The organism is Corynebacterium sp. HMSC061H03 (assembly GCF_001838215.1).
GTDB classification, from domain to species: Bacteria; Actinomycetota; Actinomycetes; order Mycobacteriales; family Mycobacteriaceae; genus Corynebacterium; species Corynebacterium jeikeium_D.
On sequence record NZ_KV836051.1, the window covers coordinates 54531 to 76511 of the forward strand.

At 59.5% G+C, this 21981-nt stretch carries 20 protein-coding genes; 15 read left to right on the forward strand and 5 right to left on the reverse strand.

The genetic code is table 11. The features are described 5' to 3' along the window. The first annotated feature begins 134 nt into the window (after positions 1-134). Positions 135-632: a MogA/MoaB family molybdenum cofactor biosynthesis protein gene (locus tag HMPREF2787_RS02610; RefSeq protein ID WP_224786613.1), complete on the forward strand. Its 498-nt coding sequence runs from the start codon at positions 135-137 to the stop codon at positions 630-632. A 298-nt stretch (positions 633-930) separates the two neighbouring features. On the opposite strand, the gene mscL is transcribed toward HMPREF2787_RS02610, so the two are convergent. From mscL to HMPREF2787_RS02625, 3 genes are all read right to left on the reverse strand, one after another. Continuing rightward, a complete protein-coding gene (gene mscL / locus HMPREF2787_RS02615; RefSeq protein WP_038626335.1) occupies positions 931-1347 on the reverse strand; it encodes a large-conductance mechanosensitive channel protein MscL in 417 nt (138 codons plus the stop codon). Positions 1348-1598: 251 nt separating this feature from the next. Further along, on the reverse strand, positions 1599-2060 hold the full coding sequence (locus tag HMPREF2787_RS02620) for an SAF domain-containing protein (RefSeq protein WP_246824171.1): 462 nt from the start codon (positions 2058-2060) through the stop codon (positions 1599-1601). A gap of 189 nt (positions 2061-2249) precedes the next feature. Beyond that, a complete protein-coding gene (locus tag HMPREF2787_RS02625) occupies positions 2250-2924 on the reverse strand; it encodes a 5-formyltetrahydrofolate cyclo-ligase (protein WP_070858306.1) in 675 nt (224 codons plus the stop codon). 132 nt (positions 2925-3056) lie between these two features. Between HMPREF2787_RS02625 and HMPREF2787_RS02630 the strand changes: the two genes are divergently transcribed. The 6 genes from HMPREF2787_RS02630 to HMPREF2787_RS02655 all read left to right on the forward strand — a co-directional run bounded on the left by HMPREF2787_RS02630 (position 3057) and on the right by HMPREF2787_RS02655 (position 8982). Further along, on the forward strand, positions 3057-4031 hold the full coding sequence (locus HMPREF2787_RS02630) for a UTP--glucose-1-phosphate uridylyltransferase (RefSeq protein WP_070858307.1): 975 nt from the start codon (positions 3057-3059) through the stop codon (positions 4029-4031). Between the two features lie 96 nt (positions 4032-4127). After that, positions 4128-5399 carry a molybdotransferase-like divisome protein Glp gene (gene glp, locus HMPREF2787_RS02635; RefSeq protein ID WP_070858308.1) on the forward strand — a complete coding sequence of 424 codons (1272 nt, stop codon included), beginning with the start codon at positions 4128-4130 and terminating at the stop codon, positions 5397-5399. A 30-nt stretch (positions 5400-5429) separates the two neighbouring features. Then, positions 5430-6062: a GNAT family N-acetyltransferase gene (locus HMPREF2787_RS02640; RefSeq protein WP_070858309.1), complete on the forward strand. Its 633-nt coding sequence runs from the start codon at positions 5430-5432 to the stop codon at positions 6060-6062. 173 nt (positions 6063-6235) lie between these two features. Beyond that, positions 6236-7507, forward strand: a complete 1272-nt coding sequence (glpR, locus tag HMPREF2787_RS02645; RefSeq protein WP_070858310.1) for a divisome protein SepX/GlpR — start codon at positions 6236-6238, stop codon at positions 7505-7507. A 236-nt stretch (positions 7508-7743) separates the two neighbouring features. After that, a complete protein-coding gene (locus HMPREF2787_RS02650) occupies positions 7744-8148 on the forward strand; it encodes a DoxX family protein (protein WP_070858326.1) in 405 nt (134 codons plus the stop codon). A gap of 51 nt (positions 8149-8199) precedes the next feature. Further along, positions 8200-8982 carry a zf-HC2 domain-containing protein gene (locus HMPREF2787_RS02655; RefSeq protein WP_070858311.1) on the forward strand — a complete coding sequence of 261 codons (783 nt, stop codon included), beginning with the start codon at positions 8200-8202 and terminating at the stop codon, positions 8980-8982. Here the strand turns inward: HMPREF2787_RS02655 and HMPREF2787_RS02660 are convergent. Next, entirely contained in the window at positions 8979-10475 is a 1497-nt protein-coding gene (locus HMPREF2787_RS02660; RefSeq protein WP_371441139.1) for a dolichyl-phosphate-mannose--protein mannosyltransferase, read from the reverse strand. The two genes, HMPREF2787_RS02655 and HMPREF2787_RS02660, sit on opposite strands and share 4 nt — an antisense overlap. A gap of 85 nt (positions 10476-10560) precedes the next feature. On the opposite strand from HMPREF2787_RS02660, the gene rsmI reads away from it, so the two are divergent. Further along, positions 10561-11472 (forward strand): 16S rRNA (cytidine(1402)-2'-O)-methyltransferase, encoded by a 912-nt coding sequence (rsmI, locus tag HMPREF2787_RS02665; RefSeq protein WP_070858313.1) that lies wholly within the window; start codon positions 10561-10563, stop codon positions 11470-11472. A 160-nt stretch (positions 11473-11632) separates the two neighbouring features. Continuing rightward, entirely contained in the window at positions 11633-13309 is a 1677-nt protein-coding gene (locus tag HMPREF2787_RS02670; protein WP_083326636.1) for a BCCT family transporter, read from the forward strand. Here HMPREF2787_RS02670 and HMPREF2787_RS02675 read toward each other — a convergent pair. Then, positions 13306-14547: an aminodeoxychorismate synthase component I gene (locus HMPREF2787_RS02675; RefSeq protein WP_070858315.1), complete on the reverse strand. Its 1242-nt coding sequence runs from the start codon at positions 14545-14547 to the stop codon at positions 13306-13308. The genes HMPREF2787_RS02670 and HMPREF2787_RS02675 overlap by 4 nt on opposite strands. A gap of 115 nt (positions 14548-14662) precedes the next feature. Between HMPREF2787_RS02675 and metG the strand changes: the two genes are divergently transcribed. The 6 genes from metG to HMPREF2787_RS02705 all read left to right on the forward strand — a co-directional run bounded on the left by metG (position 14663) and on the right by HMPREF2787_RS02705 (position 21958). Then, on the forward strand, positions 14663-16489 hold the full coding sequence (gene metG, locus HMPREF2787_RS02680; RefSeq protein ID WP_070858316.1) for a methionine--tRNA ligase: 1827 nt from the start codon (positions 14663-14665) through the stop codon (positions 16487-16489). Between the two features lie 15 nt (positions 16490-16504). Next, positions 16505-17329 (forward strand): TatD family hydrolase, encoded by an 825-nt coding sequence (locus HMPREF2787_RS02685; protein WP_048733569.1) that lies wholly within the window; start codon positions 16505-16507, stop codon positions 17327-17329. Between the two features lie 178 nt (positions 17330-17507). Then, positions 17508-18647: a resuscitation-promoting factor gene (locus HMPREF2787_RS11375; protein WP_049193061.1), complete on the forward strand. Its 1140-nt coding sequence runs from the start codon at positions 17508-17510 to the stop codon at positions 18645-18647. A gap of 65 nt (positions 18648-18712) precedes the next feature. Beyond that, positions 18713-19627 carry a 16S rRNA (adenine(1518)-N(6)/adenine(1519)-N(6))-dimethyltransferase RsmA gene (gene rsmA, locus HMPREF2787_RS02695; protein ID WP_070858317.1) on the forward strand — a complete coding sequence of 305 codons (915 nt, stop codon included), beginning with the start codon at positions 18713-18715 and terminating at the stop codon, positions 19625-19627. A gap of 23 nt (positions 19628-19650) precedes the next feature. Continuing rightward, complete coding sequence (locus HMPREF2787_RS02700) at positions 19651-20166, forward strand: NUDIX hydrolase (protein ID WP_070602812.1); 516 nt, start codon at positions 19651-19653, stop codon at positions 20164-20166. Continuing rightward, positions 20150-21958: an ABC-F family ATP-binding cassette domain-containing protein gene (locus tag HMPREF2787_RS02705; RefSeq protein ID WP_070858318.1), complete on the forward strand. Its 1809-nt coding sequence runs from the start codon at positions 20150-20152 to the stop codon at positions 21956-21958. Before HMPREF2787_RS02700 ends, HMPREF2787_RS02705 begins: the two co-directional genes overlap by 17 nt. Positions 21959-21981 lie beyond the last annotated feature (23 nt).

Consider the following 21981-nt stretch of genomic DNA (forward strand, 5'->3'; position numbering starts at 1 on the left):
GTGGTGGAGTAGTAGCTCACCATCTGTAAAAGATTTTCGAGTGAAACTTCGAGCGTAGAGCTGTGGGAGAAAGCGAGTTAGAGCAGATGAGTGAAACTGTGAGTACTGAGCCAAGTGACGTTAACCTCGCTGAGATGGAGCGTCTTATCAACGACGACGGCCAGGTCCGAAATGCGTTTGTAGTCCTCGTGGGCGATCATTTCGAGAACCCGGATGCTGCGGCTTCGCTCATGGTTGAGCTGTTGGAAGAAGACGGCTACTCGGTCGATGCCGTGGTCAGCACCGGCGCTGTGAAGCGTGAGATCCGGAAGGCGCTTGATACCGCTGTTGTTGGTGGCGCGGATTTGGTCGTCACGGTGGGAGGCGTTGGCGTTGGGCCTCGTGCGAAGACCCCGGATGCCACTCGCAAAGTTCTCGATGTACGACTGCAGGGCATTGAGCAGGCTATTCGTAACTCCGGTATGGGAGCTGGCGCCTTGGATGCGGGGCTGTCACGCGGGTTGGCTGGTGTGTCCGGTCAGACGGTGATTATCAATCTCGCGGAGTCGCGCGCTGCAGTGCGCGATGGCATGGCGACAATTCTCCCGCTGGTCTCTCATGTGCTTGATGATCTCTGCCGCTGGAGCGTCTAGGAATGGGCGACGCCAATCAGCCCAATCAGCCCAATCAACCCAATCAGCCCGAGCAAGCTGCGCCGCGCAGTGGCAGTCGTAGGCAACGTCGTCGCGCAGGTGCACCGGCGAAAAACTTTGCCCAGTCGCGCAGTGCGAAAACCGCGCGCACAGTGCGCTATCACGATGAATCTCCGGAGGATGCTCGTGGTTTTGACGCGGACTACTGGACAAAACAGCGCCCACCCCATTGGGGATGAGCGCTGTGCAAAGGCGTTAGTTAGCTTCTTGTCGGAAGGTCTCAACTAACAGCTCGAGGCTAGTTCAGTTCCGACTTCGGCTTGCCGTTCTGTTCTGCCAGCAGGTCACGAATCTCGGTCAGCAGGTCAGCCTCGGTGACCTCCGGCTCAGCGGAGGTCTCCAGGCGAGCCTCACGCATCGAGTTGAACTTGTTCATCGGAGCAACGATGACGAAGTAGACAACCGCTGCGACCAGCAGGAAGTTGATTACTGCGGTGATGACAGCTGCAAAGTCAAGGTAGGTCGACGGGTTGCCGCTGATGATCTCGAAGCCAAGGCCAGTGACCTCAGCGCCACCGATGGTGTTCAGCAGCGGCTCGAGCAGGCTTTCGGTGAAAGCAGTGACGATTGCGGTGAACGCAGCACCGATGACAACACCGACCGCCAGATCGATGACGTTGCCGCGCATGATGAACTCTTTAAAGCCCTTAAGCATAGGAAATTTCCTTCTGTAGAAACGGAACAAACCAAACGAGACCTGTGAGTCATCGCGTTGCTCAATGCAGGCCCATACGATTTCAGAAACAGGGCAGTGCTCTGTCCGGCAGTGCCACTCTTCTTAGTTCTAATCGTAATTTTGAATTGCCCAATCATTGTATCCCGGCACCAAGTTATGGGACAAGTCAACTTTCTACGGAAGACGCTGTTCAGGACCATGAAATCTTGTAATCGGTGAGACGTTGGTCACTAACCCGAGAGTAACAGTGTGAGCGGGGAAGTTAGCGATGCCGCTGCCACCACCTCCGCGGCGCCAGTGGGCAGTGCAACCAAAACCACCTCTTCGTCGACGATGTTGACCACCCTAGCCCCGTGTGCAAGCGGCGCCGCCATCCCGCGCTCTTCGGCAGTCGACACAATGTCCACGCTGTCACCAGTGCGAAGAGCGGACACAATGCCCGCATCAGTCAACGTGATGGCAATAATTTTGCTTTCCGATGTCCCAGTCAGCGACTTGGCTAGCGACGGGCCGACCATTCGCTGCTCTGTGAGTATCTCTCCTGGCGACATACTGGTGGCCAGAGTGCGTCCCTGTGCAGAAGCAATGTCTGTTACGGCCCCGCTGGGAACGAGCTCCCGGGGAATGTCCTTGAAAGTCACATCTTGTTCTGACACCGATGCGCCAGCGGCAATGGATTTTGCGCTAATCACTACCCGGATATGGCCGCTGCGGGGTGTCAAGGACTCCGCCGCCGCCAGTCCGACCGCACATAGGAAAACAGCGACTGCAACTATCCGCCGAATAGTTGCGGGTCGGAGCTTTCGGAATAGACGCGGAAACCGGGGCGAGTGTTTTGGGCTCATATTAAGTTAGGCGCGAAAAACCCGGAATCGGTTCCATTAAATCTTTGAAATCCCCGCTGGTGTAATCACATAATCGGCAGGAATGTCGTGCTCATCGTAAGAAAGCTCCGTGCGTAATTCGGTATCGAAAACTGCAACAGCGATGGCAGCAGCTCTCGCTCCATCCGTACCGCCGTCTCGTCGAGCGAAAACCAAGCTGCGATCGTAATAGCCAGCGCCACGCCCTAGCCGCATTCCGGTTGAGGGGTCGGCCGCAACTGCCGGCAGAATAATGACATCGGCAACACTTAGTTCCTCGGGGCCCGCAGAGTCTTCGACTGGAACAGGTTCCAACAGTCCAAAACGCCCCTTGCTGAAGCTTCCGGCGTAGTAGCCCCAGTGCAGCGGTTGTGGCGGGCCGGGAGGACAGACAGGAAGCAGAATCCGCGCTCCGGGAACCGCGTTGGCCAGAGCCTCCACAAAACCCTGGCCGGGCTCACCGCCAGTCGACCCAGAAACGCTTGCGCCGGGTTCGTCACCAGCGGGAACATAAGCGGCAATGACGGGTTTTGTAAGGTCTCCGGCGGTATCGGATACCCATTTTTGCAACCGCTGTACCAGTGCCTCGTCGTCAAGCATGCGCTCATGCTGCCCCTTGGTGGCGCGCGCGGCGAGTACCTCGTGCCGTGTGCGCGCTTTGAAATCGGACGTGGTTTCGGGAAGCGGAGCCATACCTGCAAACTTACTCTGTCAGGTAGAGAAGCGACCTCGGTCGTCAGCGCAGGAGAAAATTTCTGATTAATGGGTTGAAAAAGCGGGGTCAGCCTCCGAGCAAATGGAAGTTATATAGGTATCGTTGCCATTATGGTCTCATCGTCTAAAGAGTCTGGTTCGGACATGACTACTCCGGTTCGAACTGTCATCGTTCCTGCCGCGGGCATGGGTACACGATTCTTGCCTGCTACCAAGACAGTGCCGAAAGAATTGCTGCCCGTGGTTGATACGCCGGGCATCGAGATCATCGCGGAAGAGGCCGCCGCCGCTGGTGCGCAACGCCTGGCTATTGTCACGGCGCCGAGTAAGGATGGCGTGCTTGGGCACTTCGACCCACGCCCGGATCTTGAGCAGACTCTCGCCGAGCGCGGCAAGGACAAAATTGCAGCGAAGGTGCGCCGCGCCACCGAGGTCATTCGCGTGGAATCCGTTGTCCAGGATCGGCCACTGGGGCTGGGCCATGCAGTGCTGGTCGCAGAGCCGCTGCTCGCAGACAATGAGGATAGCGTTGCAGTCATGCTTCCCGACGATCTCGTGCTCCCTGTGGGCGTGATGGATCGCATGACGGAAGTGCGTGAGCGTTTCGGTGGCTCGGTACTGTGCGCGCTGGAAATTCCTCACGAAGAGGTCTACAACTACGGTGTCTTCGATATCGAGGACGCCACTCCGGCGGAGTCGGGTGAGCTCGGTGCGGACGCGGCCGACGCCGATGCCTGGGACGATGTGAAGCGAGTCAAAGGCATGGTGGAAAAGCCGGACCCTGCGGATGCTCCATCCAACTTCGTTGCAGTCGGACGTTACTTGCTCGATCGTGCCATCTTCGATGCGCTTCGCCGCATCCCGCGCGGTAAGGGCGGCGAGTACCAGCTCACCGATGCAATTGAGCTGTTGATTCAAGAGGGGCATCCGGTTCATGTGGTCGTCCACAAGGGGTTCCGCCATGACCTGGGAAATCCTGGTGGCTTCATTCGTGCTTGCGTAGACTTTGGACTCAGGCATCCGGACTACGGCGAGGGGCTGCGCGACTACATGCAGCAGCGTCTGGCGCAGGATGAACAGGCCTAAAGCCTTTTTATAGAGGCTGTATTTATCTAGAGGCTTGTACTGAGAAGCTGAATAGCCATAAAGCGCACCGCGGGTTGGTGCCGAGGAAGGTAAAACATGCGTTCTGTGGAAGAACAGTTGGCGGCAATCACCGCACACGCTGTGATGCCTGATCCTGTGCGCGTTGCTATTTCGGAATCCCTCGGCATGTTGTGTGCCGAGGACGTCATCGCAGAGCAGCCGTTGCCCGGATTCGTGCAGTCAGCAATCGATGGTTATGCGGTGCGCGCTGTCGATATCGTCGGCGAATCTGGGTCTTTACCTCCGGATGCGCGTCAGAGTGATGTTGATTTTCGCGAGGTTGAGCTACCTGTTGTCGGTGAGGTGACAGCCGGGTCTCACCACCCGATGCGGCTACAGCCGAAGCAGGCCGTGCGCGTACAAACTGGTGCGCCGCTGCCATCGCTTGCCGACGCCGTCGTGCCCCTAAACTGGACCGACCGCGGTGGCCGTCGAGTTAATGTTCTCCATCCGGTCTACTCCGGTGACTTTGTGCGCAAGGTCGGTGACGACGTGCAGCCGGGTGACGTGGCGGTGTCCTTGGACTCGGTAATTTCGCCGTCACAGGTTGGATTGCTAGCAGCGGTAGGGCGTTCGAAGGTCTTGGTGCACCCCAAGCCGCGTATGTCCGTGATTTCCATTGGTAATGAGTTGGTCGATGTTGACCGCACGCCGGGGCTCGGTCAGGTTTACGACGTCAACTCCTACGCGCTGGCTGCAGCCGGCCGCGATGCTGGGGCCGAGGTACACCGGGTGGGTATTGCCACCGGTGAGCCCCGTCGCATTCGGGAAATCATCGAAGGCCAGCTCATTCGCAGTGAGCTTTTGGTCATCACGGGGGCTGTCGGCGGTGCTGCGGGGGAGCAGATTCGCCGTGTGCTGACTGAATTGGGCGAGGTTGATGTCTCCCGCATCGCTATGCATCCTGGTTCAGTCCAAGGCTTTGGTCTGCTGGGAGATGACAAGATTCCAACGTTCCTCCTGCCGTCGAATCCGGTCGGCGCATTGGTCGTTTTTGAGGTCATGGTTCGTCCCCTCATTCGACTGGCGTTGGGTAAGCGCAATCCCCGCCGCCGCGCTGTCACCGCTCGTGCTGTCGGTCCGATTGAGTCGGCGGAGAAGCGCCGCGGGTACATCCGTGGCCAGCTCATGCGGGACCGCGAAACCGGCGAATACATGGTTCAGCCGCTGGGCGGTTCCGGCGGTGCGCAAGCCCACCTTCTGGCCGGAATGTCGGAAGCCAACAGTCTCATCGTGATTCCGGAAGATGTGCTACACGTGCGTCCTGGAGATGTCGTTGACGTGCTGTTCATGGCGCGCCAAGCCTAACCGCACCCCACTACCGCGAGTATTGTTGCTGTGCGTACTTCTCGTCTAATAACCAGTGGTGGCCGAGTTCGCCTGCGTGTGCCAGAGCGCTCTGATGCCTCTGCATGGCGGGCGCTGCGGCTGCGCGACGAGCCCATTTTGCGGCCTGTGGAGCCAACCCTCGACGACGACTGGGATAGCGCCCACAAGGTTTCCGTTTTCCGCCGTAACCTTCGCAGTTGGCGTCGTTCAGAGGCTGCAGGAGACATGATTGTTTCCACCATTGAGGTAGACGGCCAGTTCGCCGGCATGCTCACGCTCGGAGGTATTACGCCTTTCCCCGTCGCTCACGCCTGGATTGGCTATTGGGTCGGTAGCAGCTTTACAGGTGGAGGAGTCGCCACTGCTGCAGTGGCGTTGGCGTCGGATTATGCCAAGAAAGTTGGCGTCCACCGAATTGAAGCGACTGTGTTGGACAGCAATGTCCCGTCGATACGCGTGCTGGAAAACTGTGGGTTCGAGTATGAGGGCGTGGCGCGGGAAGCCTTCCACATGGATGGTGCGTGGCGCGATCATCTGACCTATGCGCGGGTGGGGGAGGGCAGTGCAGTGGACCTCATCGTGGCGAGTGGTCGTGCGCATTATGAAGAGGCGGAGAAATACCCACCGCAACGGCGCGCCTGAGTAGTCTGAGTAACACACGCCGATAGGGTGATGACAACTCTACTATTGGGCGAATTCGCTCTAGATACGCTGACTGCCTTCGTAAATGCCTCTGTGGAAGGGCATGTGGGCGGCGTATTTGGGCCGGGGAGAGACGGCGAAACCCCGGGCGAAATCGCAAGGAGACACAAAATATGTCAACTTCACTGTTGCTGATACTCATCGTTGTACTGTGGCTGTTTGTGCTGGCCCCGCTGGTGGTCAATACGCGCAAGCCGATTCGTCGTACCTCCGATGCGCTAGGTAAGACCCGCGTGCTGCATCGTGGTGGCGAGGAGCTGGCCACGACGCGCCGTCGTCCGTCTTTTAAGGAGTCGGACGTGCGCGTGGCCGAAGAAGTCGACGATTCTCTCGAAACCGTTGACGCGCAGGTCGACGATGACTTCGATGTCAGCGACGTGCTTATCGACGACACCGTGGACGAGGCGGCCGACCCGGCCGTCGTCGACGGCGATATCGTCTACGAGCTGGAAGCAGCAGATGCAGAGGAGGAGACCCCGCAGGCGGATGATTCCGCTACCGAGGAAGCCACTGCTGAGTCTTCTGACCGCTCTGACCTGGACGTATCCGATGATGAGTCTGCAGACCAGTCGCTGCAGGCTGTCGTTGATGACGAGGATGCTGAATCTGACTCCGCCGTCGCCTCTGCCGAAGGTGACGTGGTTCGTGCAGATGAGTCCTCTTCCGATGTGAGCGTTGACGTTCGCCGTCAATTCGTCGACGCCGATGACTTGATGTTCGAAGATGCTGTTGAATCTGACGCTGATTCCGGTGCCGCGGCTGACGCTGAGCACGTTGACGCTGAGGCTCTCTCTGAGACTGAAGAGGCAGCAGACACCGTAGACGAGCAGGCAGAACTCGATGCGACCGTCGAGAACGACAGTGACCACGCTGTCGAGTCCAACGATGACGCAGTCGCTGTCGATGACACCTTGACCGAAGATGATTACGCGTTCGCTGAGAAGCGCCGTGGTCGCGGTGGGTTCGATCCGATTTCGGATGCCCAGTACGCTGAGACTCGCTTTGCTCGCCGCCGCCGTTCTGTTGCTGGGTTGGCAGCGTTTATCGCAGTCACGGTCATCATCGCTGCTTTCGCCGGTGGTTGGACCTGGTGGATTCCACTGGTCGGCGTCGGCTTGATGACCCTGTACCTGGTCAACCTGCGCCGCACCGTGCGTGCAGAGCAGGAACTGCGGGCTCGCCGAATTCGCCGTATGAAGATGGCCCGCCTCGGTGTGCGTAACCGCGAGGATGACGAGCTGGGAATTCCACAGCGACTGCGCCGTCCCGGCGCGGTAGTAGTCGAGCTTGATGATGAGGACCCGGATTTCGCAGATCTGGCCTACACTGACTACCGCTTTGATGACGACGATTACGACGAAATGCCGCAGGCTCGCGTGAGCTAGTCCTGTGAGCTGAGTCGTAGAACAACCTTAAAGTTGTCTGAGCACGTCAGCGCGATTTTTTGTTAGAAACTCGGCCTGTTACGATGTCACTACCTAAGACATGACACACCGGGTGTGTTTGGCGGAAGGCTTCTCCCGAGGGGTTGGGAGAAGCCTTTTTGCATGTTAAAGTCGCTGGCCTCTCGCTGCCGCAGTGCTACCGTGTTTTGACCGTGCCGTCGGGTAGCATGTCCCTCATGGATCGACCGGTAATGCGCGATATCGCGCTCGTGATTCTCCGCCTGATACTCGGAATTATCTTCATCTGCCACGGCTGGGACAAGATTTTTATCACCGGTATTGACAAGACGACCGGTTACTTTGTCGCAGCGAATATCCCGCAGGCGCACTTGACGGTCTGGGTTGTCGCTCTAGTCGAACTGGTCGGAGGCGCGTTGCTGATTCTGGGACTCTTGGCCCCGACAGTGGCGATGGTCTTCATCATTGAGATGATTGGTGCCTGGTGGTCGATACACCTCGGCAATGGTCTGTTTATCCGTGACAACGGTGCAGAGCTTGTGATGTCACTCATCGGTGGTCTGGTGATGATTTTCGTTTTCGGAGCCGGCCGTTTCAGTTTGGACAGGCAATTCATCAGGTAAGACCTCATTAGGTACAACCCCCTTAAGAGTTAAAGGCGGTGGAGATTCCCCGTGGAGTGCGAGGAAATTCGCGCAGCATTGTCAGCTCGCCTCGATGGCGAGCAGGCAAACATTGCCGATGAAGTCATCGATGCCCATCTTGGGGCCTGCGAGGAGTGCCGAGCTTGGTACGAGCGAGCGGTGCGGCTGAACCGCGCCCTTACGGTGGGGCCTGCCGATGGCATGCCGGAGATTTCCACGGATGATCTCTCGGAGCGCATTTTGGTCTCCATCGAACCGGAGCGCCGCCGGCGTGAGCGCGCATGGCTGCTCATGGCCGGCACCGCCCGCGGGGTGCTCATTGCGTTGGGACTTTGCTGGGCGGTCTGGGGGATTGCGACGCTGGTAGACGCCTCCGACATGATGACGCTTGGGCTTTCCTCGACGCAGCCGCAGGACGGTGCAGGAACTGCGGCAAACATGGGAGCGCCTATCGACGGTTCCAGTGCCACCATTGACCCAATGGAGCTTGGAGCACGGCTTGCCATCCAACTCGCGGCAATTCGGCTTGCATTGGCAGTGGGATTGTTCTGGGCTGCTTGGCGGCCACGCGCTGCCATGGGCATGGCGCCGGTCTACGGTGCTGTCGCCACCTTCAGCATCGGTTTTGGTATTCGTGACATTCTCATCGGTGCCCAGGGGGCATCGGAGATTGCTGGTCTGGCGTTGATGTTCGTCTCCGCTTTGACATTGGCCGTTGTGTGGTTGGGCGGCTATACGCCGACGGCAATCGCACAGGCATGGCGTGCAGCCTCCGGGTTGCCCGTCACAGGCGTGCCACCACAGCGGGACTAGCTCCAGGACGGCAACCAGAAGCGCCAATCAAAGTGGTTGAGAGGCAGCGGGTAGCCGGTCAAAATTGGCAGCCAGAACACAAACGCGGCCACCACTAGTGCGGCGTGCGTGCCAACGATTACCAACCCCGCCGGGGTATCGCGGGGCCGCCAGTGTGAAAGATCGTCGGCAAGCAGAGCAAAGGCGATGAGTACGAATGGAATCAGCGCGGTGGCGTAGAAGAAGTACATCTGACGGTCGTAGCCGATGACCCACGGCAGCCACGAGGCGAGGAAACCGATGACTGGCAGCGCATAGCGGCCGTCGTGGCGTCCAAGCCAACGCCATGTGGCCCACAGGACCACGGGGACCAACAACCACCAGATGGGCGGGGTGCCAAAGAGCATCATCCAGCCCTTGCACTCCTGGCCACCACTGCAGGTGGTTTCGGTGGAGTAGTAGAGCATTGGCCGCCAGCTGACCAGCCACTCCCAGGGCTTGGACTCCCAAGGGTGCTTGTGTCCATTAGAGGTGGTCAGCTCGGCGTGGAACTTCAGCACGCTGTTTTGGTAGTGCAGGTAATTCTGAACGGCCTCGGGAAGCCAGTCGGTGCCGGGGATTCCCGTGTCGCGGTTTTCAGGCGCGATATGGCGATAGACTGACGTCTCTTCGGCGAACCAGGAACGCCAGCTTAAGAAGTAAACGCCCAGCGGGACCGCCACGAGATCGCGCAACGCCGGGGCGGTATCGCGGGCGAGTGCGCCGAGCACGGGCTTGTGCGCACCGGCATTCTTACGTGACACCAGATCCGTGAAGACGGACCAAAGACCGAATGCTGCAATGTAATACAGGCCAGACCACTTCACTCCGGTGGCAAGCCCCAGCATGATGCCGGCGAGCAGGCGCCACCAGCGATAGCTGAGATAGGGGCCGAAACTGCCTAGCTCCGTGGCGGAGTCCAGGCGCTTGCGGGCATCGGCCTGGTCGATGAGAAGTGACCACGCGGCCGCCATGATGAAGAAGGTCTGAATCATGTCCAGCATGCCGACCCTGGAGGAGACAAACAGCACTCCGTCGGCAAGCGCGTAGAGACCAGCAATACCCACTGCTAAGCGCGAGCCGCGAGAGATGCGCCGGACGATGTCCATGAGCAGCAGGACGACCAGCGTGCCGCACACCGCAGACATGAACCGCCAGCCCATTGGTGAGTAATCGAAGATCCACTCGCCCAAGGCGATGACCTGCTTGGCCACTGGCGGATGCACGATCAGACCGTAGCCGGGATTGTCCTCGATGCCAGACGAGATGGGGTCACGCGTGGACTCCAGAATCTGCCATGCCTGGGGCACATAGTGCTTTTCATCGAAGAGCGGGGTGCCATTGTCGGTCTTGGAAGCAAGCCCGATGAAACGCGTTAGAGCTGCCACGATTCCGAGAACTACAAAAGTGGTGGTATCCCATTTATCCCACCGCCGCAGTGGCGGCAGTGGGGGAACCGGGGGAATCGGGCGCAGGAAACGCTTTTTCGCGCGGCGCTCGGTTTCCGGTGGTGGGGTTAAAGCGGCATCGGTCACGAATGTCAGTTTAAGCTATGGAATCATGACGCATTCGGCATCGAACTTCCAACCGCACGACAACGAGCCACTTAGCGAGGCGACGGCGCTGGCTCCCGGCATCACTCTGGTGGCAACGCCGCTGGGTAATATCGCCGATGCCTCTGACCGCTTGCGCGGTGCGCTTATCGACGCCGATATCATCGCCGCGGAAGACACCAGGCGGGCGCGCAACCTGGCCACAGCGCTGGGCATTTCCCCCAAGGGGAAGTTTATTTCGAACTTCGATCACAACGAAGAGAGCCGCACTGAGTCGCTGATTCAGGCGGCGAAGGCGGGACAGAAAGTCATTGTGGTGACCGATGCGGGGATGCCGGTGGTGTCAGACCCTGGCCTGGCTGTGGTGGCGGCTGCTCACGACGCGGGCGTGCCGGTGTCCTGCGTACCGGGACCGAGCGCGGTGACAACCGCATTGGCCCTCAGTGGCTTGGGGGTCGGCCACTTCTGTTTCGATGGCTTTGCACCTCGTAAACAGGGGGCGCGCCGGGCCTGGTTGGAATCACTGAAGACAGAGAAGCGAGCCTGTTGTTTCTTTGAGTCGCCGCATCGATTGGCTGTCACGTTGGCGGATGCCGCGGAGATTTTAGGTGAGGAGCGGCGCGCGTCGGTAAGCCGTGAATTGACCAAGCGCTTTGAAGAAACTCGCCGTGCGACGCTGGGAGAGCTGGCTGCGTGGGCGGAGGAAGGTGTCCGCGGCGAAATTACGGTGGTGATTGAGGGCGCGGGGCAGCAGGCGACGGTGGTATCCACGGAGGACCTAGTTGACCGCGTGGAGGAGCTCGTGGCTGATGGCATGCGGTTGAAGGATGCCGCGAAGCAGGTTGCGGCAGAGGCTGGAATGACAAAGCACCGTGATCTCTATCAGGCGGTTTTGGCTGCTCGCGAGGAAAATCGTTAGGCGATTGTTACTTTGTGCCAGAAAATCTCCCAGCACACGGCAGTGAACAGGGTAAACGCCATTAGTGGCAGTTTTTGCACTCTGGGAAAAAATGAAGAAAACCTGAGAAAACCCGCATTCTAAGTTGAAATCCCAGGTCAATGATGAACATGGTGGAGGAATGACGAATCCACCAGAACATGAAATACAACAAGAAGTAGGGGAGTCGGTCGTTGGCGAAGTCAGGGCCGACGATTCTCACGCTCCCGTGAACCTCGGGGTTACCGTCCCCGCCATTGTCGCAATTCTGGCAATTATCGTCTGGGGCCTGGTGTGGCCAGATAGTTTCTCCACGTTTGCATCTAGTTCTCTGAACTGGGTTGTGGAGAACACCGGCTGGCTGTTTATCTTGGCCAGCACCGTCTTTGTCTTCTTTATTGTGTCCATCGCAATTTCCAAGTTCGGTCACATCCGCTTGGGCAAGGACAACGAGAAACCAGAGTTTTCCACGCCTAGCTGGATTGCGATGATGTTCGCCGCCGGTATGGGCATCGGTCTGATGTTCTACGGTGTCGCTGAGCCGCTGACCTTCTATCGCGATGGCGTGCCGGGCCACCAGCCGAAGGAAGTCGGTACCGCCATGGCTTCGACGATGTTCCACTGGACTCTGCACCCGTGGTCGCTCTACGCCATCGTCGGTCTCGCAATTGCTTACTCGACCTACCGCCTCGGCCGAAAGCAGCTGATTTCGGCGGCGTTCATCCCGCTCATCGGCGCGCGTCGCGCTGAGGGGCGGTTGGGCAAGCTTATCGACGCGCTTGCGATTTTTGCCACCGTCTTCGGTACGGCAGCCTCTCTCGGTGTGGGCGTACTTCAGATTTCCGCCGGTTTGGAAATCAACGGGTTCAACGCCATCAAGGGCGCACCTTTGTGGATTGGTCTTATTCTCGTTCTGGGCTGTGCCTTCTTGGTCTCTGCACTGTCGGGCGTGGGCAAGGGAATTCAGTACATCTCGAACTTCAACATGGTTGCCGCAGGTCTGCTGGCTCTGCTGGTGTTGGTCCTCGGCCCTACCGTGGTGATTCTGAACCTGATTCCGACCTCTATTGGCAGCTACCTGGATTCCTTCTTTGAGATGGCCTCCCGCTCCAGTGCTTCCGCTGACGGCACCGCCGGTGAATGGCTCTCTTCCTGGACAATTTTCTACTGGGCCTGGTGGATCTCATGGTCGCCGTTTGTCGGTATGTTCATCGCACGTATTTCTCGCGGCCGTACTATCCGTGAGTTCGTCTTCACCGTCGTCGCAGTTCCGTCGATTGTCTCTGCCGTATGGTTCTCCATCTTTGGCGGCACCGCCATTACTCGTGAGCAGCAGGGTGCTTCCATCTATGGCGACGGCTCGGCTGAGAGCCAGCTGTTCAACCTGCTGGAATCCCTGCCGGGTGGCGCGATTACTTCCGTCATCGCAATGGTTCTGCTGGCTACCTTCTTCATTACCTCGGCGGACTCCGCCTCCACGGTGATGGGCACCATGAGCCAGTTCGGTCGACTCACAGCATCGCGCACGGTCACTGCTATGTGGGGTATTTTCACCGCTCTGATTGCGATTGTCCTATTGGTCACCGGCGGCAGCGATGCCCTGTCCAACCTGCAGAACATCACCATTTTGGCGGCAAGCCCGTTCGTCATTGTTATCTTGGCGCTGATGGTGGCGCTGGTTAAGGGGCTTTCCGACGATCCGATGTACCTCGATGACAAGGAACAGCGTCAGTTTGCCCTGCGCATGGCTCGCGAGCGCCGCTTGGCGGAAGCGGCCGAACAGCGCGAGCGCCGTCGTGCTCGTAAACTACGCAACTAGCTCTCTAACAACAGCGGTGCGGCCTTGGCCTCAATCTCAGCCCATTCGCCCTCGGGCGTAGACCCGATGGTGATGCCACCGCCGATGCCAGCTTCGACCCGAACTCTCCCCGAGTTCGGGTCTTTTGCGTACTCAGCGGTACGAATGGCAACATTGAGCTCAAGTGCATCCCCGTGGGCCGCGCCAATCGCGCCGCAGTGGGCACCACGGGGTTCGGGTTCCCATTCGCGCAGAAGCTCAATTGCTCGCAGCTTTGGTGTACCGGTGACTGAGGCTGGTGGGAAGCAGGCTTCGATTAGCTCAGCGTGGCTGAGCTGATCGGGAAGTTCCGCGGAGACTGTGGAAAAGAGGTGCCACACGCCCGGGGCCGGGCGCACACTGAGCAGGTCAGTGACCTTCACAGTGCCAGTCTTGGCCACCTGGCCGAGGTCATGGCGCACCAGGTCGACAATCATGATGTTCTCGGCGACATCCTTGTCGCTGCGCAATAACTCGTTCGGGGACCGGTCAGCGGGAACCGTGCCTTTGATGGGAGTCTCAGTCACGCTTGTGCCTGCACGGATGAGGAACTCCTCAGGGCTCAGCGAAGCCAGAATTGGAACTCCAGCATCGAGGTTGCCGGGCAAGAATGCTGCTCGAGCCGGTTGATACCGCGCCACGCGGGAGGAAAACCAGGCGCCGGCGTGGGCTAGTGCAGTGTCGCTCGCATTCAGCTCCGCGTGAAAGCGTGTGGAAATGCAGGTTTGATACACCTCGCCTGCGACAATTGCCTCCTTACAGTTCTCCACCGCAAGCTGGTGGCGTTCTCGGTCGCCCTGATCCCACTCCAGTGGTGTGGCCGCGGGGAGCGCGTCGGCATGCGTGTTGATGCGCGAGTAAGTGATGGCCTCCTGAAGAGCTTGGAAATCCGGATTGAGCGGGTCGCCGGAGCCGGGGCCGTCGAAATGCCACGTGCCGTCGTCGGAAAGCAATGCGACGCAGGCAGCGACTCCGTGCGCGCTGGCGCCGGAGTAGGGGCGGAACCCAAAAATCCACCCATCGGGGTCGGGGCTGGTGAAAAGTGCTGCCGAATCGCAGGCGGTGAGCTCGACGTTGGCGGCGAGAACCGCGCGAAAACCGAACCAGGAGCCGATGAGTGCGGCGGGGCGATGACCGGCAGCGATAAGACGAGCTAGTGCCGTGGTCGCGCGCGAAGTGAAGTCAGCAGCCGAGTCGGAGGAGATGGACCGAGTGGACATAGGACATAAGCGTAGTGACTGCGCATGCGTGCGATGACGGTAGGGGACAGTTCATGAAGACTTTCATGCGGGCACAGTTCATCGCGATGGTAGGTCATCTATTACCCTGTTAGATATGTCTCGCATTTTCACAGCAGTTGCGTGGCCGTACGCTAACGGTCCGCGACATATCGGCCATGTTGCAGGTTTCGGTGTCCCCTCGGACGTTTTCGCTCGCTACCAGCGAATGATTGGCAATGACGTGCTGATGGTCTCCGGTACTGATGAGCATGGCACGCCGCTGCTGGTGCAGGCGGAGAAGGAAGGCGTATCGGTCCAGGAATTGGCCGACCGTTACAACCGCCAGATTGTGCAGGACCTCGCGGGTCTGGGGCTTTCCTACGACCTGTTTACGCGCACTACCACGCGCAACCACTACGCGGTTGTCCAGGAGCTCTTCCGCGGGCTCTACGAAAACGGCTACATGGTCAAGCAGACCACGATGGGGGCGATTTCCCCGTCGACCGGGCGCACGCTGCCGGACCGTTACATCGAAGGTACCTGCCCAATTTGTGGCGCTTCCGGTGCCCGTGGCGACCAGTGTGACAACTGCGGTAACCAGCTTGACCCGGCCGATCTGATTGATCCGGTGTCGAAAATCAACGGCGAGACCCCGAAGTTCGTTGAAACTGAGCACTTCTTGCTCGACCTGCCGGCTCTGGCAGAGGCCTTGACCGAATGGCTTCAAGAGCGCAAGGACTGGCGCCCAAATGTGCTGAAATTCTCCCTGAACATCCTGAAGGACATCCGCCCGCGTGCAATGAGCCGCGACATTGACTGGGGTGTGCCGATTCCGCTGGAGGGCTGGTCGGAAAACGGGACCAAGAAACTCTACGTTTGGTTCGACGCTGTTGTCGGCTACCTATCTGCCTCCATTGAGTGGGCTTGGCGCATTGGCGACCCGGAAGCGTGGCGCAAGTGGTGGAATGACCCGGAGGCGCTGTCCTACTACTTCATGGGCAAGGACAACATCACCTTCCACTCCCAGATTTGGCCGGCTGAGCTGCTGGGATACCGTGGCGAGGGATCTCGTGGGGGCGAGGTCGGGGAACTCGGTGAGCTGAACCTGCCGACGGAGGTCGTCTCCTCTGAGTATCTGACCATGTCGGGCTCGAAGTTCTCCTCTTCCAAGGGTGTTGTCATCTATGTGAAGGACTTCCTGGCGGAGTTCGGTCCGGATCCGCTGCGCTACTTCATCGCAATGGCAGGCCCGGAAAACCAGGACACCGACTTCACCTGGGATGAGTTCGTCCGCCGCGTGAATAACGAGCTGGCCAACTCCTGGGGCAATCTGGTCAACCGCACCGTGTCCATGGCTTTCAAGAACTTCGGTGAGGTGCCGACTCCGGGCGAGCTCACCGACGCTGACCGTGAACTGCTCGACCTGGCTGAGCGCTCCTTCGCCGAGGTCGGCGATGCACTTGCTCTGTCCCGTTTCCGCGCCGGTATCACCGCCGCCATGCACTTGGTCGGAGAGGCCAACGCCTACATTGCTGCGCAGGAGCCGTGGAAGCTGGCGAAGGATGAGTCCCAGCGCGAGCGTCTCGCCACCGTGCTGTGGACAGCGCTGCAGGTAGTCAGCGACGCAAATGTGCTGCTGACCCCGTACCTGCCGGAAAGCGCGCAGAAGGTCTTCGAGACCCTGGGGGGCGAGGGCATCTGGGCCGCAATGCCGGAAATCCAGGAAGTGCAGGACGACATGCCGGTCGAACCGGTTGGCGCTGACCTGCCGGCAGAGGGTAGGAGTTACCCAATCATCACTGGTGACTACGTCAATCAGAAGGCCGCCTGGCGCCGCTTCGACATTGAGCCGGGTACGGTGCTGGCCAAGCCGAAGCCGATTTTCACCAAGCTCGACGCTGAGTTGGCTGAGCACGGCCCTGAGTGGGCACAGGTGAAGTAGGGGCACAGTAGAGGTATGGGAAAGCGCAAACGCAAGATTGCAGAACCCGCGGAGTATCTCACTCCGCTGTTTGACGCCCACACGCATCTCGCGTCCTGTGGGGCGCAAACTCCGGAGGAGATTGCGGCTCTCATGGACCGGGCCGCCGCAGCGGGCGTCGTCGGAGTCTGCACGGTCGGCGACGGCATGCCGGAAACCGAACTGGCCTTTGCCGCCGCGCACGCGCACCCCAACGTCTGGGCCGCCGCCGCCATCCATCCGACGCGCGCGCACGAGCTTGACGACGACGCCAAGGCCCGCTTAACCGAAATGGCTGCCGACCCCAGGGTTGTGGCCGTGGGGGAGACGGGATTGGATTGGTACTGGCTGGATTCCCTCGACGGCTGCGCGTCGAAGAGCGAACAGCTGGCTGCGTTGCAGTGGCATATGGAGCTCGCAGCAACCGTCGGCAAGCCGTTGATGATTCATAATCGCGACGCCGATGAAGACCTGATGGCGGCGTTGGACGGCTATGACAATACGGTTATTTTGCACTGTTTCTCCTCGCCCATCGAGGTTGCCCGCGAGGCCATTACACGTGGTTACCTGCTGAGTTTTACCGGCAACGTGACCTTCAAACGCAATGATTACCTGCGGCAGGCTGTGGCTGAGGCGCCGGCGGAGCAGCTGCTGGTGGAAACCGATGCCCCGTACATGACCGCGGAGCCTTTCCGAGGTGCGCGCAACGAGTCCACTTTTATCGGTCATCAGGCGCGTGCGATGGCCGCGGCCCGAGAAATCGGGGCGGAGGAGATGGCGCAGATTTTGACGGATAACGCACGTCGGGTGTACGGCATTTAAGCACGTGCTGGCGTATTGCCGCCCCTGAGCTGCGGAAATGCAGCCGGGGCGGTTTGTTGTATTTCCCGTCACTTTTATCGATATATTTTAGACAACACTGAATCTTTACCGTACTGTTACAAACTGTATTTCTTTCATCTGCTAACTGCCCATCCTCCGAAAGGCTGTGACGAACCCCGTGAGTGCTGCGAAGAAGCGTCATCTCAATCGTGCTAACGACGGAGTTTCCACTTCGTCCAAGATCGCCGCAGGCGGTCTGGTCGCTGCTGTTGCTCTGGGTGGCACTGTCGCAGCATCCAACTATGACACCATCACCGTCGAAATCGACGGCAAGGTCGAGCAAATCGCAACCTGGTCCAAGGATGACAAGGCCATTCTGCAAAAGGCTGGTGTCGAAACCACCGGTGGCGACCTGGTTCAGCGTCAGGGCGATCTCACGGACGGCGGCAAGCTGGTCTACCGCTCTGCCAAGCCGGTCACGATGATTGTCGATGGCAAGCCGCAGGAGCACAAGACCAATGCCATCACTACCGATGAGCTGATTGAAGGTCTGAAGAAGCAGGGGCTCATCTCCGATAAGGACAAGGTCGAGGTCGAAAAGGGCGAGATTTCCGCTAAGGGGGTCGAACTCGACGTCGTTCGTGCCAAGAATATTGTGCTTCACGACGATGCCAAGGACATCGACCTGACCGTCCCGGCTATGACCGTCGGAGATGTGCTGGCTCAGCGTGGCATTGAACTGCGTGAAGATGACACCGTCGAGCCGGGTCTGGATGCTCCGGTCACCGAGGGGATGCGCATCGCTCTGTCTCGTCTGATTGATAAGACCATCACCGAGACTGAGGAGATTCCAGCTCACGAGAACATCATTGAAGATGATTCGATGTTCGAAGATGAGCGCATCGTTGAGCAGGAAGGTGAACCGGGCCAGGTAGAGCGTCAGGTCAAGGTCACCTCTCGCGATGGTGAAGAGCTCGGACGCGAGGTCCTGGAAGAAAAGGAGCTAAAGGCTCCGGGTATCTCCACTATTCGCCAGGGCACTAAGTCTCGCATTGCAGCTCCGGCCGCTGGCTACGGTGTGTGGGATCAGCTGGCTCAGTGTGAGTCCGGCGGCGACTGGGCTATCGATACCGGTAACGGTTTCTCCGGTGGTCTGCAGTTCACCGATTCCACTTGGGCAGCTTACGGCGGTACTGAGTATGCACCGCGTGCATCGCAGGCTTCCCGCGAGCAGCAGATCGCTGTCGCCGAGCGCGTCCAGGCTGGTCAGGGTTGGGGCGCATGGCCCGCTTGTACCGCTTCCATGGGGCTTCGTTAAAGCTAGTTCCGTCTAGCCATAACGAGCTAAGCCTATTTTTTGTGTTGACCCCGTAGTATCTAACTGTGACTAAAGCAGAAGTTTCTTTCTTGGGGCCGGTCGAAGTACGCGACTTGGCGGCGCAGTCGGATATTGTCCCGACGAAGAAATTGGGGCAGAACTTCGTCCACGACGCCAACACCGTGCGTCGAATTGTCGCTGCGGCGGACTTGCCGGAGGATTCCTACCCTGTTGAGGTTGGCCCCGGCTTGGGCTCGCTGACCCTCGGGCTGCTCGAACACTGCGGCCGCGCGGCGGCTGTTGAAATCGATCCGCGGCTGGCGGCGCGTCTGCCCCAGACAATCACTGAGCGCGCCGAGGGCTGCGCACTTGAGCTCATTGAGAAAGACGCGCTGAAGGTCAGCCGCGAGGACTTTCAGACTGCCCCAGATGCGCTGGTGGCCAATCTGCCCTACAACGTTTCTGTACCGGTGCTCCTGCACATGCTTGCCGAGCTGCCCACCATCCGTCGCGTGCTCGTGATGGTGCAGTCTGAGGTCGCTGACCGGCTGGCGGCTCAGCCGGGCTCCAAGATCTACGGTGTCCCCAGTGTCAAGGCCGCCTACTACGGCACAGTGCGTCGCGCCGGTGCCATTGGTCCGCACGTCTTCTGGCCGGTCCCCAAGGTTGATTCCGGGCTCGTTCGCATTGACTGCTACGCTCGCTCCGACGCTCCTGAGAACTCCAATGCCGCCGATGCCCCCGAGGCTCCGTGGGAAATCTCGCCGCAATTCCGCGCGCGCCTTTTCCCGCTTATCGACGCTGCTTTTGCGCAACGCCGCAAGACCCTCCGTGCGGCCCTATCGGGGATTTACGGATCTGGCGCCGCAGCCGAAGAGGCGCTTATGGCAGCGGGGATTGACCCCAAGCAGCGAGGAGAGAAGCTCGAAATTGCCGATTTCGTTCGCCTCGCTGAGGTCTCACGAGACCAGCGCTTTTAATAAAGGACAGGCAATCTTTCCCCATGCACCGTGATGACAACCCCAGCAGGGCCGAGATCGGCCGGCGCGAACCGCGCGGCGTGGCTTGGACTAAGTTCTGGCCTGACGACGACGGCTGGGTGTGCAACTGCATAGTTTTCCGCGGTGACCGCTTGCTGCTTCTGCTGCGTGAATACGAGGGCTTCCTCGGGGGCCAGTGGGATCTGCCCGGTGGCAAGCTCGACGCAGGGGAGGAGCCCGCGGAGGCCGCTGTGCGCGAACTGCGTGAAGAGGCCGGCCTGCGCGCAGCGGAGGTCAGCGAATTTGCCCACTATTCCAATCCGGATATGGGCGGGGAGAACTTCCGCTTCCACACGGTGACTTTTCTAGTACGCGAGGCTAACGACGCGCAGGCTGTCCAGCTCAGTGGCGAGCATCCGGAATTTAAATGGGTAACCCAAGAGCAGTTCGATGAGCTGCCGGTGGCCTGGTATGTCCGGCGTGTGCTTGGCAACGTCGAATGGGGCACAATAAATACTCATCATGGCGAATCTGATTAATTGCGAGAATATTTCTAAGTCCTTCGGGCTCAAGACTCTGCTCGACGGCGTCAGCCTCGGCGTTCAAGAGGGCGACCGCATCGGTGTTGTCGGTTTGAACGGTGGCGGCAAGTCCACACTGCTGAAGATTCTGGCAGGCGTGGAGCCGGCGGACTCCGGACGTATTTCGCGAGCCAACGACATGGCCATGGCGCATGTTACCCAGGGCGCGGAGCTCGACCCGAACTCCACCGTGTTTGAATGCGTCATCGCACCGCTCGGCCTCGCTGAACACGAGTGGGCGGGTAACGCTTCCATCCGCGAGGTCCTCGATGGCATCGGCATCAATGACCTCGGTATGGATACCAAGGTCGCCAATCTCTCCGGTGGTGAGCGCCGTCGCGTTAACCTGGCGGCCGCACTGGTCCGCGATCTGGATCTGCTCATCCTCGATGAGCCAACGAACCACCTCGATATTGAGGGTGTGCAGTGGTTGGCCGATCATGTTCTTTCGCGCCGGGCAGCCCTGGTCGTCGTCACGCACGATCGTTGGTTCCTGGATACCGTTGCCACGAAGACGTGGGAAGTCCACGACGGAACCGTCGATTTTTACGATGGCGGTTACAACGACTGGACATTCGCGCGTGCCGAGCGTGCGCGCCAGGCGGATGCCGCCGAGCAGCGTCGCCAGAACCTTGCACGTAAGGAACTCGCGTGGTTGCGCCGGGGTGCACCGGCCCGCACCTCGAAGCCTCGCTACCGCATCGAAGCAGCTGAGGCGCTCATCGCCAATGTCCCGGCACCGCGTGATTCCGTGGAGCTGATGGCGTTTTCGCAGCGTCGTCAGGGCAAGGTGGTCGTGGAGTTGGAGCATGCGTCCCTGGAAACGCCCGACGGTAGGGAATTGCTTAACGACGTCACGTGGCGCCTGGCCCCCGGCGAGCGCATCGGCCTGGTCGGTGTCAACGGCTCGGGTAAGACGACTTTGTTGCGTGCGTTGGCGGGAGACTACCCCCTAAGCGATGGCAAGCGAATTGAGGGCAAGACGGTGCGCCTGGGCTGGCTGCGACAGGAGCTCGATGATCTGCCGCTGGAAATGCGTGTGCTCGACGCTGTGGAGGACGTCGCGACCTATATTGACCTGGGCAAGAAGCAGATTAGCGCCTCGCAACTGGCTGAGCGATTGGGATTTTCCCCGAAACGGCAACGCACTCCAATCGCAGACCTTTCCGGTGGTGAGCGCCGTCGCTTGCAACTCACGCGTGTGTTGATGAGCGAGCCGAACTTCCTGCTGCTCGACGAGCCGACGAATGACCTGGACATTGACACACTGCAGGAATTGGAAGACCTGCTGGACAATTGGCCGGGCACGTTGGTGGTCATCTCGCACGACCGCTACCTGATTGAGCGTATTGCGGACTCGGCCTGGGCCCTTTTCGGCGATGGTGAGCTGACGAACCTGCCAGGTGGGATTGGTCAATACCTCCAGCGCCGCGCACAGCTGGCTGACAGGGGTGCACGCGTCACTGCCACGCGAACTCGTGAAGATGATGCTGCCGAAGAGACATCGAAGCTCTCAGCCGCGGAAGCTCATGCTGTTCAAAAGAAGATGAGTGCCCTGGAGCGGAAGATGGCGAAGCTCAGCCAGCAGGAAAGTGAACTGCATACGCAGATGGCGGAAGCGAGTGCTGATGTAGCCAACTTGGACACACAAAAGCTGGCGGACCTCGATCGCCGTGCTGCGGAGGTGGCTGAGCAGAAGGCAGAGCTGGAGATGGAATGGCTGGAGCTAGGGGAGCAGCTCGAGGGCTAGCATCTTACTTCAGCTACTAGCCG

Bases quoted from the DNA above. Each gene is read 5' to 3' on its own strand.
- HMPREF2787_RS02610 (WP_224786613.1), top strand. From the start codon at position 135: ATGGAGCGTCTTATCAACGACGACGGCCAGGTCCGAAATGCGTTTGTA.
- mscL (WP_038626335.1), bottom strand. From the start codon at position 1,347: ATGCTTAAGGGCTTTAAAGAGTTCATCATGCGCGGCAACGTCATCGAT.
- HMPREF2787_RS02625 (WP_070858306.1), bottom strand. From the start codon at position 2,924: ATGGCTCCGCTTCCCGAAACCACGTCCGATTTCAAAGCGCGCACACGG.
- HMPREF2787_RS02630 (WP_070858307.1), top strand. From the start codon at position 3,057: ATGGTCTCATCGTCTAAAGAGTCTGGTTCGGACATGACTACTCCGGTT.
- glp (WP_070858308.1), top strand. From the start codon at position 4,128: ATGCGTTCTGTGGAAGAACAGTTGGCGGCAATCACCGCACACGCTGTG.
- glpR (WP_070858310.1), top strand. From the start codon at position 6,236: ATGTCAACTTCACTGTTGCTGATACTCATCGTTGTACTGTGGCTGTTT.
- HMPREF2787_RS02650 (WP_070858326.1), top strand. From the start codon at position 7,744: ATGGATCGACCGGTAATGCGCGATATCGCGCTCGTGATTCTCCGCCTG.
- rsmI (WP_070858313.1), top strand. From the start codon at position 10,561: ATGACGCATTCGGCATCGAACTTCCAACCGCACGACAACGAGCCACTT.
- HMPREF2787_RS02670 (WP_083326636.1), top strand. From the start codon at position 11,633: ATGACGAATCCACCAGAACATGAAATACAACAAGAAGTAGGGGAGTCG.
- HMPREF2787_RS02675 (WP_070858315.1), bottom strand. From the start codon at position 14,547: ATGTCCACTCGGTCCATCTCCTCCGACTCGGCTGCTGACTTCACTTCG.
- metG (WP_070858316.1), top strand. From the start codon at position 14,663: ATGTCTCGCATTTTCACAGCAGTTGCGTGGCCGTACGCTAACGGTCCG.
- HMPREF2787_RS02685 (WP_048733569.1), top strand. From the start codon at position 16,505: ATGGGAAAGCGCAAACGCAAGATTGCAGAACCCGCGGAGTATCTCACT.
- HMPREF2787_RS02700 (WP_070602812.1), top strand. From the start codon at position 19,651: ATGCACCGTGATGACAACCCCAGCAGGGCCGAGATCGGCCGGCGCGAA.
- HMPREF2787_RS02705 (WP_070858318.1), top strand. From the start codon at position 20,150: ATGGCGAATCTGATTAATTGCGAGAATATTTCTAAGTCCTTCGGGCTC.